We start from the raw sequence: 15,753 nt of genomic DNA, 5'->3' as shown, positions 1-15,753 counted from the left end.
TCCACGAATGGGTGGAGATTCGCCCTGAACTACACGATGATGCAATCTATTTCGCAAACGTCCGCATCGCCGCTCTCGCTGAGGCCCGGGTGTAAACCATCTGTTGTCAGAAACTGTAAAGGATCTCTTGACATCGGACAGTATTGGGGGGTAGGGGGGCATCCGGAGGGTCCATCAATGATAAGGCGAAGAGAGCGGCCAACTGCACTGAATGTGGTCTTCTGCGCGGCCATCCTGCTGGTGCCCGTCGTTGTGATCGTGCTGATCGGTAGGGCTGTCTCCGCCCCGAACCGGGACATCTATTGGTGCATGGTCGCCGGTTACGCGGTAGAGTTCGTGTCATGTGGGATATGGAACGCAATCGCGGCCCGGCGACGCCGCCCTTGAGATCGCGAGACGATAACAATGCCAACACTCAAACAAGCAGCCGAAGAGTTCCTGGCGCAGAAGCGGATCGCCGTGGCCGGAGTCTCGCGCAAGGGAGACACGGCGGCGAACGCCATCTATAAGAAACTGCGCGAGACGGGTCACGAGGTCTTCGCCGTCAACCCGAATGCTGAGACCGTGGACGGCGACGCCTGCTACGCCAACCTGACCGCGATACCGGGCGGTGTTGACGCCATCGTTATCGGCACGCCGCCGAAGGCAGCCGTAGAACTGGTGCGGGAATGCGCCGTTCTCGGTTTCAAGAGCGTGTGGATGCACCGGTCGTTCGGGCGCGGCAGTGTGGACAGCGAGGCGGTCCGCCTGTGCGGGGAGTTGGGCATCGCGGTAATACCGGGCGCGTGCCCGATGATGTTCTGCGAACCTGTGGACCCGGCGCACAAGTGCATCCGGTGGATACAGCGCGTAACGGGCGGGGCGCCAATCCCGCAGGATTCGCGGTGAAGGGTAAGATTTCGTACCCACGGAGGAAACGGAGGGAACAGAGGTTCACAGAGGGATTTGGTTCAAATTCGTGAACTCCGTGATCCTCCGTGTTCTCTGTGTCCTCCGTGGTAAATTAGTGACCAAAGAAAATGGAAAACCAAACCATAGAAAAAAGTGACTTTGAACCCCGGATGGTCGCCTTCGTGTGCAACTGGTGCACGTACACCGGCGCGGACCTGGCCGGCACGAGCCGCCTCACGATGGCGCCGAACGTGCGCATCGTGCGCCTGCCTTGCAGCGGCCGGATCGACCCGCTGATGGTCCTGAAGGCGTTTGAGCGTGGCGCGGACGGCGTCATCGTCAGCGGGTGCCACCCGGGCGACTGCCATTACACGAGCGGCAACCTGCATGCGCGGCGGCGCTTCGCCATCTTCCACGATCTGCTGCAGTTCTTCGGATTCGAGGAGGACCGGCTCACGTTTTCGTGGGTCTCCGCCTCCGAGGGGCTGAAGTGGCGCGAGATCGTTGACGGCGCGGTGGAGCGCGTGAGAGCGCTGGGGCCGTTTGAGGGATTCCGGTACGATCGGTTGTCCCACGGCGAGCCGCTTGAGATACCGATCTCCACCGTGGCGCCGGCCCCCGCGCCGGCTGGAGGACAGGCATGAAGGAACTCCAGGAGCTCTCCCGGTCGCTCCTCGCTGACGGCCAGGTGAACGTCGTCATTGGCTGGGAACAGGGGCCGACCGGCGCGCGACCCGTTTTCGTCACGAAGCCCGAGGACGCCGACCGCCTCATCTTCGATCAGCGCTGTGTGCATAACCTTGCCGCGTACCTGTCCCCTCGCCGTCCGAACGTTGGCAAACTGGGCAAGGCCGCCATCGTGGCCAAACCGTGCGACGCCAAGGCGGTGGCCGGCCTGATCCGCGAATCGCAGATCAAGCGCGAGGACGTTGTCGTCATCGGCGTCCGGTGCGGCGGCGTGCTGGCGGACCCGGCGTCGAAAGAGGCGTTGAGCGCGGAGACCGTATCCGAGCGCTGCCCTGGCTGCGAGTCGCGAGAGCCGACGCTGGCCGACCATGTCCTTGGGGACATGCCCCCACCACCGCCCGGTGAACGGAGACGGGACGCAAGGATCGACGAACTGGAAGCCATGCCGCCCGCCGAGCGCTGGGCATTCTGGCAGGCGGAGTTCGAGCGTTGCGTCCGCTGCAACGCGTGCCGGCAGGTGTGCCCGCTCTGCACGTGTGACCGGTGCGTGACCGAAAAGACGCAGCCGTTGTGGATCGAGTCGTCTGCCCATTCACGCGGTGTTTTCGCCTGGCAGCTGACGCGCGCCCAGCACCACGCCGGACGCTGCGCCGACTGCGGGGAGTGCGACCGCGTCTGCCCTGTGGACATCCCGCTGGGCCTGCTGAACCGGGAGGTCGCGCGCATCGTGGAGCGGCGCTTCGGGTTCGAAATGACGGACGACCCGGCGGCAGCAGAGCCTATCGGCGCGTTCCGTATGGAAGACGAGCAGGAGTTCATCCGATGACAAAGGCCATTACCAAGGAAGCGCTGACGGGGCTGGTGGCCGAACTGACCGCCGCGGGCGTGCGCGTGATCGCGCCGGCGAAAGCTGCGGACGGCGGTACCGATTACCGCGCGATCTTCACGCTTGCCGATGCCATACTCGGCGGCGAAATGCCGCGCCGGTCGTTGCGTGCCGTTTTCCAACCGCCTACGGAAGCGGTTTTCGGGTGGGAGCGCAAGGGGACCGGAATTGAGCTGACGCCCGCCGCCGCTGCCTCCCAGCCTCAGGTTGTGCTGGGCGCGCGGCCGTGCGACGCCGCCGGCGTGAACGTCCTCGACAAGGTGATGGGTTGGGACTACAAGGACGATATGTGGTTCGCGCGGCGCGAGGCGACCACCATCATCTCCCTCGCCTGCGCCGAGATGGCGCCCACGTGCTTCTGCGACAAGATTGGCCTGAGCGCGGACGCCACCGTTGGCGCCGACGTGCTGCTGCGTCCAGCCGGGGAAGGCTACACCGCGGAAGCCCTCACGGCCAAGGGCGAGGCATTCGTATCGGGCCACGCCAGGTGGTTCAGTGACGAACCCGTCACCGCCGATCCCGCTCCGCCAAGCCGTGAGGCATTCCCGCTGGATAAGATCGAGGAATGGCTGGAAGGCCATTTCGAGGACGCGTTGTGGGCCGACCTCGGCCTCCGCTGCCTGGGCTGCGGAGCGTGCACATCGATCTGCCCGACCTGCCACTGCTTCGACATCGTGGATGAGACCGACGGCACCGCTGCCGGCACGCGCCGGCGCAACTGGGACACCTGCCAGACAGGGCTCTTCACGGTCCACACGTCCGGCCACAACCCGCGGGCCGACCAGGCCTCCCGGTGCCGCCAGAGGATCCTGCACAAATTCGAGATCTACCCGAAGCGGTTCGAGGCCGTCCTCTGCACCGGCTGCGGCCGCTGCGTCCAGGCCTGCCCCGCCGGAGTGATCGTACCGGAGATTCTCGACAGTATCGCTCAACGTGCGAACGGAGGCGCCGCATGAACAGCATCCAGCATCCAGCATCCAGCATTCAAGGTCCGGACCCAGCCCTCAGCCCTCAGCCCTCAGCCCTGACCAGCGTTTACCAACCCTACCTGATGACCATCGCCGAAGCCGTTGATGAGACGCCGGACACGCGTACGTTCCGCCTGACATTCCAGGACCCGGCGGTCGCGGAGACCTTCGCCTTCGAGGCCGGCCAGTTCGGTGAATACTCCGCGTTCGGCGCGGGCGAGAGCACGTTCTGCATCGCTTCACCGTCCACGCGGCGCGGCTACGTGGAATGTACGTTCAAGAAGGCGGGAAAGGTCACCACGGCACTCAGCGACCTGAACGCCGGCGACACCATCGGCTTCCGCGGGCCTTACGGCAACAACTTCCCGTTGGACAAGATGGAAGGCGCCAACCTTGTGTTTGTGGCGGGCGGCATCGGCCTTGCACCCGTGCGCAGCGTCATCTGGACCGTACTGGACGAACGTGAAAAGTACGGCGACGTGACCATCGTGTACGGCGCCCGCAGCGTCTCCGACCTCGTCTACAAGCGCGAACTGGAGGAATGGGCCGGCCGCGCCGACGTGAAGCTGTGGCAGACGGTCGATCCCGGCGGCGAGACGCCCGACTGGAAGGGCGAGATCGGCTTCGTGCCGACGATCGTTGAGAAGGCTGCTCCCTCCGCCGACAACGCGTTCGCCATCCTCTGCGGCCCGCCGATCATGATCAAGTTCACGCTGCCGGTGCTGCAGAAGCTGGGGTTCCAGGACAGCCGCGTCTATACCACGCTGGAGAACCGCATGAAGTGCGGCATCGGCAAATGTGGCCGCTGCAACATCGGCCCGGTCTACGTGTGCAAAGACGGCCCCGTCTTCTCCGCCGAGGAGATCGCCAGGCTGCCGCAAGAGTTCTGAGATTGTGCCAATAATGTGTGGCAAATATCCGTACGGCCATGGTATCATGGCGGTATCGGGAGGGATTACCAGGCATGCCGGCAGCAACTCAAAATCAGGCGCGCGTGGATTTTCGGACGACGCCCGCGGTGAAATCATTGATCGAACAGGCGGCGGCCATCAATGGGATGACCGTCAGCGAGTTCATCAAGGCCACCGTGGTGGAGAAGTCACGCGAGGTTGTAGAACAGGCGGAAACGCGCGTTCTCTCGAACCGCGACCGTGATGCCTTCCTGGCGATACTGGACGCCCAGGCGGCGCCCAATACCGCGCTTCAGCAGGCGGTCGCGCGGTTTGGTGACGCGGTGCGTGACGGAACACTCATCCCCTGATGGCTTTGCGCATTGAGCACCTTACGCGATCCCATCAACGCGGTTCATTCGACTGCGGCGAACCGATGCTCAACAACTATCTGCAACGGCTGGCCATGCAGCACGATGAGCGTCACATTGGACGGACATTCGTAGCGGTCGAGGAAGGTGACACACGGGTTCTGGGGTACTACACCCTCGCGGCCGGCAGGGTGGCCTTTGAAACGGTCCCTGACGACCGGCGCCTGCCGCCCCAAGTTCCTGTTCCCGTCGTACTGCTCGGAAGGCTGGCGGTTGATCTGAGCGGTCAGGGAATGGGTTTAGGGGAGAAGCTTCTGCTTCATGCCCTCTGGCGCGCTCAACAGATAGCCCGCCAGGCAGGTGTATACGCCGTGGAGGTGGATGCGCTGAACGATAAGGCAGCTCGTTTCTACGCAAAATACGGGTTCACGCCGTTGCTGGACGATCCACACCATCTGTACCTGTCGATACGCACCGTGGAAGCCATCGACTTCAGCACTCTCCTGTCTGTGGAGGAGATTGCCAGACCCTCACAGGAGTTCTGAGCACTCTGGGGCGGTCGGCCATGACGCCACACCTTAAGCTACAACCATAGGATCACTGCGATGGTACCGACAGTGCCCAATATCCTCGCCGCCAATGCCGTGTTGGCGACCGCGTGTGTCGCGTGCCGACTGCTGTTCGAGTTGCCGTTCCCGTTGACAGGCAAGGATGGGCCACCGACGTCGAAACGCAGGCTTACGGGCTTCCGGGCTGTCGGGAGGGCCTGGGCGGTGTATATGGTCGGGCTGACGGGGATCCACTATCTCGTATTCGTGCTCCATCCGTGGGTTGAGCTACGCTACGGCGGCATCGCGGCGTTTCCGGTGTGACTGCTATCGGCTGCCTTCGTCATCGCGCTCCTTTTTAGGCTGAGCACCGTTGAGCGCAAGCAGAGGGACACAGAACGAACAATAGATCCACCATCGGCTGAAGCCGACGGCTGATCACACGAAGTTGGCTGAAGCCAACTGAACCGATCAGTATTGATCGGCATTCAACCGGCTTAAGCCGGTTTCGTTTCGCAGCCGTCGGCTTCAGCCGATGGTCCACCCGTAACCTGCAACTCAGAACTGCCGGAAAACCCCCGGCGCGATTTCGCGGTACTGGCCCTGGTAGGTGTTGCCACCATAGGTGAACGGGACGGCGTTGGCGGCAGACCCGGTGTTGCCCGTCTGGCTCAGCGCATCCTCCACCGCGAGAAGTCGGGTCTGTAGATCCTTCACGGCTGCATCCGCGTCGGTGCGAAGTTTCTCGATCGCTGCGTCCTTGGCGTCGATCTGTTTCTGCTGCTCCTTGATCGCCTCCACCAGAACGGGCACCACGTTGGAGTACTGAATGGCGAGGTAGCCGCGATCATCCGTGGTTATCACCTCGGGCAGGACCCTCTGGGCCTCCTGGGCGATGAAACCGATCTGCCGGCCCTGCGGCACGGTGCGGTCCTTGAACTGGGCGGGATCCCAACGGAACGTGACCGCCCGCAAATTTTGAACGGTGGTCAACGCGTCGGTCAGCGTGCGGATGTCCGTCTTGAGCCTCGCATCGGAGTACATCGGCGTACCCAGTCCCGGTTCCGATGCGGTGGCCCGCAACTGGAACGGGATTCCGGTTCCATCGAGGGACGCAACCTGTCCCCGTTCAACGGCGAACCCATTTGCCCCAGGCAGGGCCGGTGTCGCCGGCGTTGTGTTACCCGGGCCCGCCGCGCAAAGAAGCGCGCAGGCGGAGACAGCCAAACCGAGTGTTCGAGCCTTCATGATCGTGACCTCCCTTGCGGCCGGACCAGTCTCTTTAGTGCTCAACCGACACGGCCCGCCGTGTAACTAGTACATGCAGAATGCGCCGACCGGCGATTGGTTCCATGGTACCCCGTGTTACTCTTTCCCGGCCAACGGCGACGGGAGGGTTTGTGCTCGTTTGCCGCTGGTTCGAAAAGCGTTGACACACTGGAGTATCATGAGCCGTTACGTCCTTGCGGCTCTGGCAGAAAGGCCGATCCGATGCAGTATCGCTCCCTGACCGGAATGGTGGTGTGGATCATGGCTGCTTCACAGGCTTCCGCGGTAGTGGTCACCGAACGCGAGATGGCCGAGGCCGGGCGTTGGGCCGGAGCGGCATTCTACGAGCGCGTGGATAAGCGATCGGACGCGCCAAGTCTCTACGTCGTCGCCAACAACGACCCGGTACAGCGCAACGAACGGAACGGTAAGCCGATGAACATAGCCGGCAAGACCTACTCTCGCGGGCTGTACTGTCATGCGGCGAGCAAGGTTATCGTCCGACTTCCCTTTTCGGCAACAACGTTCGATGCCGTGATCGCCGTGGACAGCAACGAACAGACCTCCGGCGGGCGCGGCAGCGTCGTGTTCTCGATTGCGGTGAACGTTGTCGAGAAGTACCGTTCGGGCGTATTGCGGGAGGGTATGCCCGGCGTGCCGGTATCGATCGATCTCGGCGGCGCCACCGAGTTCACGATGGAAATCGGTGACGCGGGAGACGGTATCTCGTGCGACCAAGCCGACTGGGCGGATGCGAAGGTGACTCTCGAAAACGGCGAGACGGTCTGGCTGGGCGATCTGCCGATCACCGCCGGGAAGCCGCGCACCTACTCTACCGATCCGCCATTTTCGTTCGTCTATGGAGGCAAGCCGTTTGGGGAGTTGCGGAAATCGTGGAAGGTCGGTGGTATCGGCGGTTCGCCGCCGGGTACGCGCCGCATAAACACGACATTCTGGATCGATCCAGCCACGGGCCTGGAAGTGAGCTGGGAGATGACGGAATACACCGATTTCCCCATCGTGGAGTGGACCGTCTACCTTTGGAACTCAGGAAAAGCCGATACCCCCATCATCGAGGGGTTCCAAGGCCTTGATGTTAGTCTCCAACGAAACGCGGACGGCGAGTTCGTCCTCAACCACAACACCGGCAGTCCGTGCACCCCCACCGATTATCAACCGTTACGGGACACGCTTGGTCCGGGCACAGTTAAGCGCATCACGACCAACGGCGGGCGCCCGACGAACAGCGACCTGCCGTATTTCAACATCGAATGGCCGGGCGAAGGTGTCATCGCGGTCATCGGCTGGCCGGGGCAGTGGGCGGCGGAGTTCACACGCGATGCAGCGGACGGCCTGCATGTGGTCGGCGGGCAGGAACTGACGCACTTTCGCCTCAAACCTGGCGAAGGGGTCCGGTCGCCGCTAATCGTCCTCCAGTTCTGGAAGGGTGACCGGCAGCACGCGCAAAATGTGTGGCGACAGTGGATGCTGAAGTACAACACTCCGCATCCGGGCGGCAAACTCGCTCCAACGCATATGGCCGCCTGCAGCAGCCATCAGTACGGCGAGATGATCAACACCGACGCCGACAAGCAGATGATGTTCGTGGACCGGTATCTGGAGGAGAAGCTTCCTCTGGACTACTGGTGGATGGACGCCGGCTGGTACGTTTACGACGCAGGCAACGCCTCCCGGGGCTGGCCGAACACAGGCACGTGGGAAGTCGACACGAAGCGTTTCCCGAACGGACTGCGTGCCATCACTGATCATGCGCATAAGAAGGGCGTGAAGAGCATCGTCTGGTTCGAACCGGAGCGGGTAGCGCCGGGGACGTGGCTCTACAGACAGCACCCGGAGTGGTTGCTCGGCGCGGACGGCGGTGACAAACTGCTCAACCTGGGCAATCCCGACGCCCGTAAATGGCTTACGGACCACGTTGACGGGCTCATCAAATCGCAAGGCATCGACCTCTATCGGCAGGATTTCAACATCGATCCGCTGCCATTCTGGCGCGCGAACGATGCTCCGGACCGACAGGGACTCACCGAGAACCAACACGTAACGGGCTACCTCGCCTACTGGGACGAACTGCGCCGCCGCCACCCCGATATGCTGATCGACTCCTGTGCATCAGGCGGCCGACGAAACGACATCGAGACGCTTCGCCGCGCCGTGCCGCTACTGCGAAGTGACTTCCTGCTGGAGCCGACGAGCCAGCAGAACCACACCTACGGCCTCGCCTCCTGGATACCGCTGTACGGCACCGGCCTGAACCAGTTTGAACCATACGGCTTCCGAAGCTGCATGTGTCCATACATCAACGCCTGCTATGACATGCGCAATCGGGATGCCGACTGGGCGTCAGTCCGCAAGATGGTGGGCGCCTGGAAGGACATCACGCCGTACTACACCGGCGACTACTACCCGCTGACGCCGTACAGCGTGGAGAACGACGTCTGGATGGCGTGGCAGTTCGACCGCCCCGACCTCGGCGAGGGCCTGGTTCAGGCTTTCCGAAGGCCGAACAGCGTGTACGAGTCGGCCAGGCTGAGAATCAAAGGCCTGGACGCAGAGCGAAGGTACCGCGTGACGAACCTGGACACCAGGTCAGCCGAAAACGTGACCGGCAAGGAGCTGATGGAAACCGGGCTTCTGCTGAGGCTTCCGAAGCAGCCGGACTCCGCGATGATCGTGTATAAACGGCAGTAGGGGCACTGTCGCTCCCATCCGAGGCGCCGGATGCGCCAGGCCGGCGGGAACAGGGGACTTGCGAAGGTTCGTCGATTGAAGTGGCGGCCCGGCGGGTATATCGAAGAGGCGGCCCTTAGCCGACTGCCTCCGGCGACAGCCCGCCCGCAGAACGGCCTCGGGTGCCAAATCCAATTCATTCGTGGGGAGGATGATCATGTTACTTTTTCAAAGCAAAGCAGGAGCGTTCGGACGCCTGTGCCACCGTGAAGCGTCCACAAGCCTCGCACTGGGCCTGGCACTCGCTCTGGCTTCACTGCCCAACCCGGTAGCGGCGCGGTCCGCACCATCAACCGAATGGACCATGTTCAATGGCGGCTACTCGGCGAACAGATTCTCACCGCTCAAGCAGATCAACACGCGAAACGTGAAGTCGATCCGGCGGGTCGGGAATTACCAACTGCCTGAGACGACCAGTTTCCAGGCGGGACCGGTCATGGTGGGGACGACGTTGTATATCACGACGGCGACCGCCACGTACGCCGTGGACGCGAGGACCGGCGCGCTCAAGTGGGCCAGGAAGTTCACGCCGAAGAGCATGGGGCTCGGCACCCCGGTCCGCGGCGTCGCATATGCAGGCGGGCGGCTCTTCCGGGGCACACCGGATGCGCGCGTGCTCGCTCTTGACGCGAAGACCGGAAAGACCATATGGGACGTCGTGGGCGCAAGTATGGCGAAGGGAGAGTACTTCACCATGGCCCCGCTTGCCTGGAACGGACTGGTCTACATCGGCACGTCTGGAAGCGACATCGGCACGGTCGGCCACATGCGGGCCTTCAGAGCGAAAGACGGCAAGCGGGTATGGAACTTCGACATCGTCCCATCCAGCGGGCCGGGCGCCGAAACGTGGCCCTCCGACGAGGGCAAGATCAGGGCCGGCGGCGGGATGTATTCGTCCTTCGCCATCGACACCGCCACGGGAACCCTCTACGTGCCGACCGGCAACCCGGGACCGGACTTCGCGGGGGCTTACCGGCCGGGCGCGAACCTATACACCTGTTCGGTGATCATGCTGGACGCCAGAACCGGCAAGCTGAAAGGCTACCACCAGTTCGTCCCTCACGATACGCATGACTGGGACATCGCCGCTTCGCCTGCCCTCTATACCTCCAGGGCAGGCCGCAAGATGGTCGCTGTCGGCGGCAAGAACGGCTATCTTTACGGCCTCGACAGCAAGCTGAATTTGGTGCGATTCCAGGTCCCGGTGACCCGGCATATCAACGTGAACGCACCCATCACCGCCGAAGGAACGCGCTTCGCCCCCGGAACCCAGGGCGGCGTCAACTGGAACGGGCCGGCCTACTCACCGCTTCAGAACGCGTTGTTTGTGAACACGCGGGACTGGGCCACCACCGTCAAGCTGGGCGGGCCGGAGACGGTGGATACCCACGACGTTGGCAAGCCGTTCGTCGGTTCCTCCAACGGTTTCGGACAAGATGACCCGCCATCTGAACAGTCCGGATGGTTGACTGCCGTGGATGCCGACAGCGGCAAGGTGCGATGGAAATATCGCGACACGATGCCGCTGGCGGCGGGAGTCACCCCCACGGGTGGCGGTCTGGTCCTCACGGGCGACCTGCGGGGCAACCTCCTCGCATTCGACGCCGCGAACGGTAAGATCCTGCTCAAGACCAAGGCCGGCGGCCCAGTGGGCGGCGGCGTGATCACCTATTCCATCGGCGGCAAGCAATACATTGCCGTCGCAGCCGGAATGAAGAACGACCTCATGGGCGTCAAGAGCGGTCCGGCTTCGGTGGCAATCTACGCGCTGCGCTGAAACGTGAATCGCCGATGGGCGCTATCAGGTTTGTCCCGGCCGCCGGAGCGCGCGGCGGCCGGGACAACTCCGGCGACCGGCGAATCATAGACCCGCCCGCACGGGCGGCCTGGAGGCTATGGTGTCGCGCAAGGGATTCACGCTCATCGAGCTGCTGGTGGTCATAGGCATTGTCGCCGTGTTGGCCGCCATCCTCTTTCCCGTATTCGCAAAAGCTCGATCGAAGGCGCAACAGACGAAATGCCTGTCCAACCTGCGGCAGATGGGCATGGCGCTCGCCATGTATGTTGACGATCACGAGGGCGTCTACCCGTACGATTTGAAGCCCAGGGCGCCCGCCGGACCCGGGTCAGCGCCTGCGTACGACGGGACAAACAAGTGGGACGCATCGCCCGTGGTCGCCGTCCTATCGCGCTACCTTCGCTCCGCGGAACTGCCGTTCTGCCCGGACCGCCCGGTGAGGATCGCGGATCTCGGGCCGCTGACGAATTATGAGTTCAACGGCTTCATTGCCCTCAACGATTCCCCCCTGGCGCCACACACAGGGCCGGTCCGCCAATGCAACATCGTGAACCCGAGCCAGGTGCTCGCGTTTGAGGATTACAGTACCGACCAGCGGTACCACGCCGGGTTCCGGAACTTCGCGTTGTGCGACGGGAGCGCCAAAGCCTACCCGAGCAACCTGCAGGCCGCCCCGCCCTGCCATGCGAAATGGTGGCTCTGAGCCGCCCCTACCGACCCGCTTCCAGACTCCATTGCCGCCGCTCACTTGCGGCGACACAAAGTAGAGCAGTCTCATTCACCTTTCGGGAGGACAACCATGACGAACAGCATCCTCTTCGCGGCCCTGCTCGCGCTGCTTACGGCCACCGCGTACGGCGCGGCGGCGGCCCCTCGCATCGACGTTGCCGCCATCTACTTCCCAAGCTGGCACAGCGACGACCACTATTCCACCTGGTTCGGAGAGAACTGGAACGAGTGGAAGCTGCTGAACGAGGACAAACCGCGCTTTCCCGGCCACGAGATCAACCGGCCGGAATGGGGCGGCTTTGACGAATCCGACCCCAAGTGGATGGCGAAACAGATCGATACCGCCGTCGATCACGGCATCTCCGTGTTCATCTTCGACTGGTACTGGTACAACGGTGTCCAGATCCTCCAGCGCCCCGTGGAGGAGACCCTGCCGAAAACGCCCAACCGGAAGCGCATTCAGTATGCCCTGATGTGGGCTAACCACACGTGGGCGAACGTGTTTCCCCTGGGCTACCAGCAGACCGCACAGCCGATGCTTCCGATTCGGCACTCCGCCGAGGACTTCCAGCGGATGATGGCGCACTGCATCAAGGTCCATTTCCGCCAACCCAACTACTGGCGCGTGAACGGCGCGCTCTACTTTGCCTTGTTCCAGCCTGCTGAGTTCATCAACCAGTTGGGCGGCGCGGAGAAGGCCAAGGCCGTGCTGGAGGCCGCGCGGGCTCAAGTGCGAAAGGCCGGCCTCGGGGAAATGCACTTCGCGGGGTTTGCGTGGGACGCCAACATCGCGAGGATGAGTGAGGCAGCCGGATTCGACAGCCTGACAACCTACTGCTGCGCGGCGGCGGGCCATCTTCCGGACCAGCCGACGGAGGAGTACGATCGCATGGCGGCGCGCCATGAGGATCTGTGGAAGGCCGGAGACAACACGCGGCTGCCATACTGTCCGGTCGTCACTGCGGGGTGGGACGTTACGCCTCGCTGGGACCCCAAAGCGCCGTGGCCGCCGGCACAGAACGAATATCCCTACACACCGATGGCCGTCAACAACACGCCCGCCAAATTCGGCGCGCTGTGCCGAAAGGCGAGGGCGTTCGCCGAGAACAGCCCCAAGCACCCACCGGCCGTGGTGGTGAACTCCTGGAACGAGTGGACAGAAGGCGGCGCCATCCTGCCCGGCACGCGTTTCGGCTCAGGGTACCTGGATGAACTCAAGAAGGCCTTCGCCGAATCGCCACGGTAGGGTCGGCGTCCTCGCCGACCAGCGTGATTGGTCGGCGGAGACCAGGTCTTTCACGGAATGGCCACGGTAGGGTCGGCGTCCTCGCCGACCTGCATGATTGGTCGGCGTCCTCGCCGACCTGCATGATTGGTCGGCGTCCTCACCGACCCGCATGATTGGTCGGCGGGGACGCCGACCCTACCGGTTGATCGCGCCAACCAGCGCGTCGATGTTCTCGAACGGCGTGTCGCGCGGGATGTCGTCACCGCTGCCGAGGATCAGGCCCCGGCATTTCTCGTGTGCGGCATCCAGCACTTCCAGCGCCTCGCGCCGGACGTCTTCGGGTGTACCGTTCAGCAACGTGAGCGTGTTCACGCCACCTTTCAGCGTCACGCGGTCGCCGATGCGCCGGACGGCATCATCCACGCGCACGCCACCCAGCGGATCCAGCGGCTCCAGCGCGTCCACGCCGGTATCGGCGATCATCTCCAGCAGCGGCACGGCGTTGCCGCAGATGTGCAGGTAGACCTGTGCGCCCAACGCGTGGAACGCCTCGACCGTCCGGGCATATCTGGGCTGGCAGTACCGCTCGAAATGCTTCGGCGAGATGATGCTGGCGGACGACCATGCGTCACCGATGTAGATGCCATCGACCCCGGCCGCGATCAGCGCCTTGCCGACCTCGATGGAGTTATCCGTCGCCCGGTCCATCGCCTCGTCCACGAAGGCCGGGTCGTCCACGAGGTCGTAGATCGCCTGGTCGGCGCCGCGCCACGCCGCGAGGCTGTTCATCGTCTGGCCGGCGGCCACGCCGGCGATGTAGAGGTCGTCACCCACGCGGCGGCGCAGCGCGCGGATCGCATCCAGCTTGCCTTCCGCTTCGTACAAGGCAGCCGGTGTGATCCCGACGCCATCCAGATCCTTCTTGTCGCGGATCGGCGGAGTGTTGTCCAGCGGAACAGGGTCATCGTCCTCCTGATAGCGCGCCCAGGGCTTTCCGTCGGCGCCGAGGAGGCACGGGATGCCATCGACCATCTCCAGAACCGGCGGACGCTCATTGCGGCCCGGACCGAAGCCGGCCTCGAGGCCGTCGAAGCCGAAGCGCTCCTTCATCGCAACGATGCCGTCGAAGACCAACGACGGCTGCAGCGCCATCTCCCCCACGCGGCGTCCGAGCGTGCGCGCGCCGAGCATGCGGGTAGTTACCGGGAAGACCGGAACGCGGTCCACCGGCTGCCCCGCCATCGCGGCGCGCACACGTTCTCGGGAAGTCATCTTTTCGTTCATGTTCGTGTCGTTGGCGGCACTCTCGTGTCTCAGGGTCGACTCCCAGTCCGGCTTACAGGTCGATGCCACCCACATACCCGATAGGGTCGCGCGTTAGCCAGCCAACCGTAGCTGGTAGGTGGTAGCACAAATGGCCGCGATATCAGTCGATCGGCGTTGTTCCGTCCTTGACTCCATCCCGGGTCTCGACTGACCACTTCACCTGTCGGTTAGCAACTTCCTCAATCTGATACGCACTAAGTTCCCGAAGCGTGTCCAGGTCCCAAACGCGCATCGCCCCATCGTCGCCGGAGGTGATAACGGCGGTCCCGTCGCCAAGAGGCACGATGGAACGGACCCAGCCCCCGTGGGCGTCGGCTATATACGCCTTTGCGCTTCCATCAGCAGTCTCCCAGACGTGGATATCCGACTTGCGGGAGGCTACCACTCTCCGGCCACCACTGGCGCAGGCGATAGCTCCGACTCCGTCGCTAGTAAGCCCTTCCTTGATCCACCACACCCGTCGTCCGGTAGTGATGTCGATGCATCCAAGCGTAGCAGCGTCGAAGAATCCAGTAGGATCCGTCTCGAAGTATGCGAACCGGCTGTCCGGTGAAACTGCGACGGAAGAAGGACGCGAAAAGCGGAAGACCTTTCGGGCAATTCCCTTGTCAAGACGAAGATCGATGAGCGTGCCATCCCACGGTGACGAGATGCCGATCAATCTGTGCCCATCCGCAGAGAGTTGCGAGAAGCACAAACCCTGGTAGCCTTGGATTCTCCCCAAGACTACCCATCGAGAGTAGTCGAGCAACAGCATGTGATCACTGTCCGCCAATTGGACGGCTGCCATCCGTCCAGTTCGCAGGAAGACGCAACACGCTACCGGATGGCCGATTTGGAACGAATCATGGTCGATGCCATTTTCCGTCCCAGCAAAGTGGAGTCTCCGATCGGGCGTCTGGTACAGAAACGCCCGAGCGTCCGGCGTTACTCCTAGCAGATTGCTTCCTGTGGGAATGATGCGTGCCCACTCAATCTTGTTTTCACTTAGGTTCCAGGAGACCAGAAGAGGCCCGTCCGAGTTCCCAACACTTGCTACAACCCGATGGCCACCTGAAGACACAAGAGCTGGGCCGACTCCGTGCCCCATGACGTCGTGATGATGGGGCAAGAGGATGCCCGTACGGTAGCCCGGGAAGTAGTACTTATGGGCTACGAAGAGCGTACAGATAGCCATCAATGGAAGCACAGCCATGAGGAGGCAATAGCGCGCCCTATGTTGGTGTCTTCTGTAGCGTATCGCCTCTCGTTCGTCTTGCATCATCGTACCACCTCAACGCACTGCTGCATCTAAATCCTCGAAGCCGGCATTCCATCGCCTGACTGCCGTCGAAGACCAGCGACGGTTGAAGCGCGATTTCGCCGGCCGAAGGGCCGAGTATGTTCGTGCCGCCATGACCGGTCGACCGGTCAT

General features: G+C 63.1%; 16 protein-coding genes and 1 pseudogene. 13 read left to right on the top strand and 4 right to left on the bottom strand.

What is annotated here, in order from left to right:
• The first annotated feature begins 177 nt into the window (after window positions 1–177).
• The 9 genes from VGM51_13635 (at window position 178) to VGM51_13595 (ending at window position 5,565) form a co-directional block, all read left to right on the top strand.
• Window positions 178–387, top strand: a complete 210-nt coding sequence (locus VGM51_13635) for a hypothetical protein (GenBank protein HEY3414077.1) — start codon at window positions 178–180, stop codon at window positions 385–387.
• Window positions 388–405: 18 nt separating this feature from the next.
• A complete protein-coding gene (locus VGM51_13630) occupies window positions 406–888 on the top strand; it encodes a CoA-binding protein (protein HEY3414076.1) in 483 nt (160 codons plus the stop codon).
• A gap of 173 nt (window positions 889–1,061) precedes the next feature.
• On the top strand, window positions 1,062–1,535 hold the full coding sequence (locus VGM51_13625) for a hydrogenase iron-sulfur subunit (protein ID HEY3414075.1): 474 nt from the start codon (window positions 1,062–1,064) through the stop codon (window positions 1,533–1,535).
• On the top strand, window positions 1,532–2,404 hold the full coding sequence (locus VGM51_13620; GenBank protein HEY3414074.1) for a 4Fe-4S dicluster domain-containing protein: 873 nt from the start codon (window positions 1,532–1,534) through the stop codon (window positions 2,402–2,404). Before VGM51_13625 ends, VGM51_13620 begins: the two co-directional genes overlap by 4 nt.
• Entirely contained in the window at window positions 2,401–3,420 is a 1,020-nt protein-coding gene (locus VGM51_13615) for a 4Fe-4S dicluster domain-containing protein (protein ID HEY3414073.1), read from the top strand. The genes VGM51_13620 and VGM51_13615 overlap by 4 nt, the downstream gene beginning before the upstream one ends.
• A gap of 95 nt (window positions 3,421–3,515) precedes the next feature.
• Window positions 3,516–4,322 (top strand): FAD/NAD(P)-binding protein, encoded by an 807-nt coding sequence (locus VGM51_13610; GenBank protein ID HEY3414072.1) that lies wholly within the window; start codon window positions 3,516–3,518, stop codon window positions 4,320–4,322.
• A gap of 38 nt (window positions 4,323–4,360) precedes the next feature.
• Window positions 4,361–4,693, top strand: a complete 333-nt coding sequence (locus VGM51_13605; protein ID HEY3414071.1) for a DUF1778 domain-containing protein — start codon at window positions 4,361–4,363, stop codon at window positions 4,691–4,693.
• Window positions 4,693–5,238 (top strand): GNAT family N-acetyltransferase, encoded by a 546-nt coding sequence (locus tag VGM51_13600; protein HEY3414070.1) that lies wholly within the window; start codon window positions 4,693–4,695, stop codon window positions 5,236–5,238. Before VGM51_13605 ends, VGM51_13600 begins: the two co-directional genes overlap by 1 nt.
• Window positions 5,239–5,298: 60 nt before the next feature.
• Complete coding sequence (locus VGM51_13595) at window positions 5,299–5,565, top strand: hypothetical protein (GenBank protein ID HEY3414069.1); 267 nt, start codon at window positions 5,299–5,301, stop codon at window positions 5,563–5,565.
• 234 nt (window positions 5,566–5,799) lie between these two features.
• On the opposite strand, the gene VGM51_13590 is transcribed toward VGM51_13595, so the two are convergent.
• A complete protein-coding gene (locus VGM51_13590) occupies window positions 5,800–6,489 on the bottom strand; it encodes a tail fiber domain-containing protein (GenBank protein HEY3414068.1) in 690 nt (229 codons plus the stop codon).
• Window positions 6,490–6,732: 243 nt separating this feature from the next.
• Here VGM51_13590 and VGM51_13585 point away from each other — a divergent pair, with 243 nt between their 5' ends.
• From VGM51_13585 to VGM51_13570, 4 genes and pseudogenes are all read left to right on the top strand, one after another.
• Window positions 6,733–9,219 carry an NPCBM/NEW2 domain-containing protein gene (locus VGM51_13585; protein ID HEY3414067.1) on the top strand — a complete coding sequence of 829 codons (2,487 nt, stop codon included), beginning with the start codon at window positions 6,733–6,735 and terminating at the stop codon, window positions 9,217–9,219.
• Window positions 9,220–9,415: 196 nt separating this feature from the next.
• Window positions 9,416–11,035, top strand: a complete 1,620-nt coding sequence (locus VGM51_13580) for a PQQ-binding-like beta-propeller repeat protein (GenBank protein ID HEY3414066.1) — start codon at window positions 9,416–9,418, stop codon at window positions 11,033–11,035.
• Window positions 11,036–11,153: 118 nt separating this feature from the next.
• Window positions 11,154–11,336 (top strand): annotated as a pseudogene (locus tag VGM51_13575) (type II secretion system protein).
• 519 nt (window positions 11,337–11,855) lie between these two features.
• Window positions 11,856–13,031, top strand: coding sequence for a glycoside hydrolase family 99-like domain-containing protein (locus tag VGM51_13570; GenBank protein ID HEY3414065.1), 1,176 nt, complete (start codon window positions 11,856–11,858; stop codon window positions 13,029–13,031).
• Between the two features lie 177 nt (window positions 13,032–13,208).
• Here VGM51_13570 and VGM51_13565 read toward each other — a convergent pair whose 3' ends face one another.
• The 3 genes from VGM51_13565 to VGM51_13555 form a co-directional block, all read right to left on the bottom strand.
• Window positions 13,209–14,285: a uroporphyrinogen decarboxylase family protein gene (locus VGM51_13565; protein ID HEY3414064.1), complete on the bottom strand. Its 1,077-nt coding sequence runs from the start codon at window positions 14,283–14,285 to the stop codon at window positions 13,209–13,211.
• 154 nt (window positions 14,286–14,439) lie between these two features.
• Complete coding sequence (locus VGM51_13560; protein HEY3414063.1) at window positions 14,440–15,000, bottom strand: WD40 repeat domain-containing protein; 561 nt, start codon at window positions 14,998–15,000, stop codon at window positions 14,440–14,442.
• Window positions 15,001–15,553: 553 nt separating this feature from the next.
• Window positions 15,554–15,753 (bottom strand): hypothetical protein (locus VGM51_13555; GenBank protein ID HEY3414062.1); only part of this gene is annotated, 200 nt, incomplete at its 5' end.

The organism is Armatimonadota bacterium (genome assembly GCA_036504095.1).
In the GTDB taxonomy this organism is placed as follows: domain Bacteria; phylum Armatimonadota; class DTGP01; order JAKQQT01; family JAKQQT01; genus DASXUL01.
Note: the sequence above shows the minus strand (reverse complement) of the source record. Positions and strands in the feature narration are given on the sequence as shown.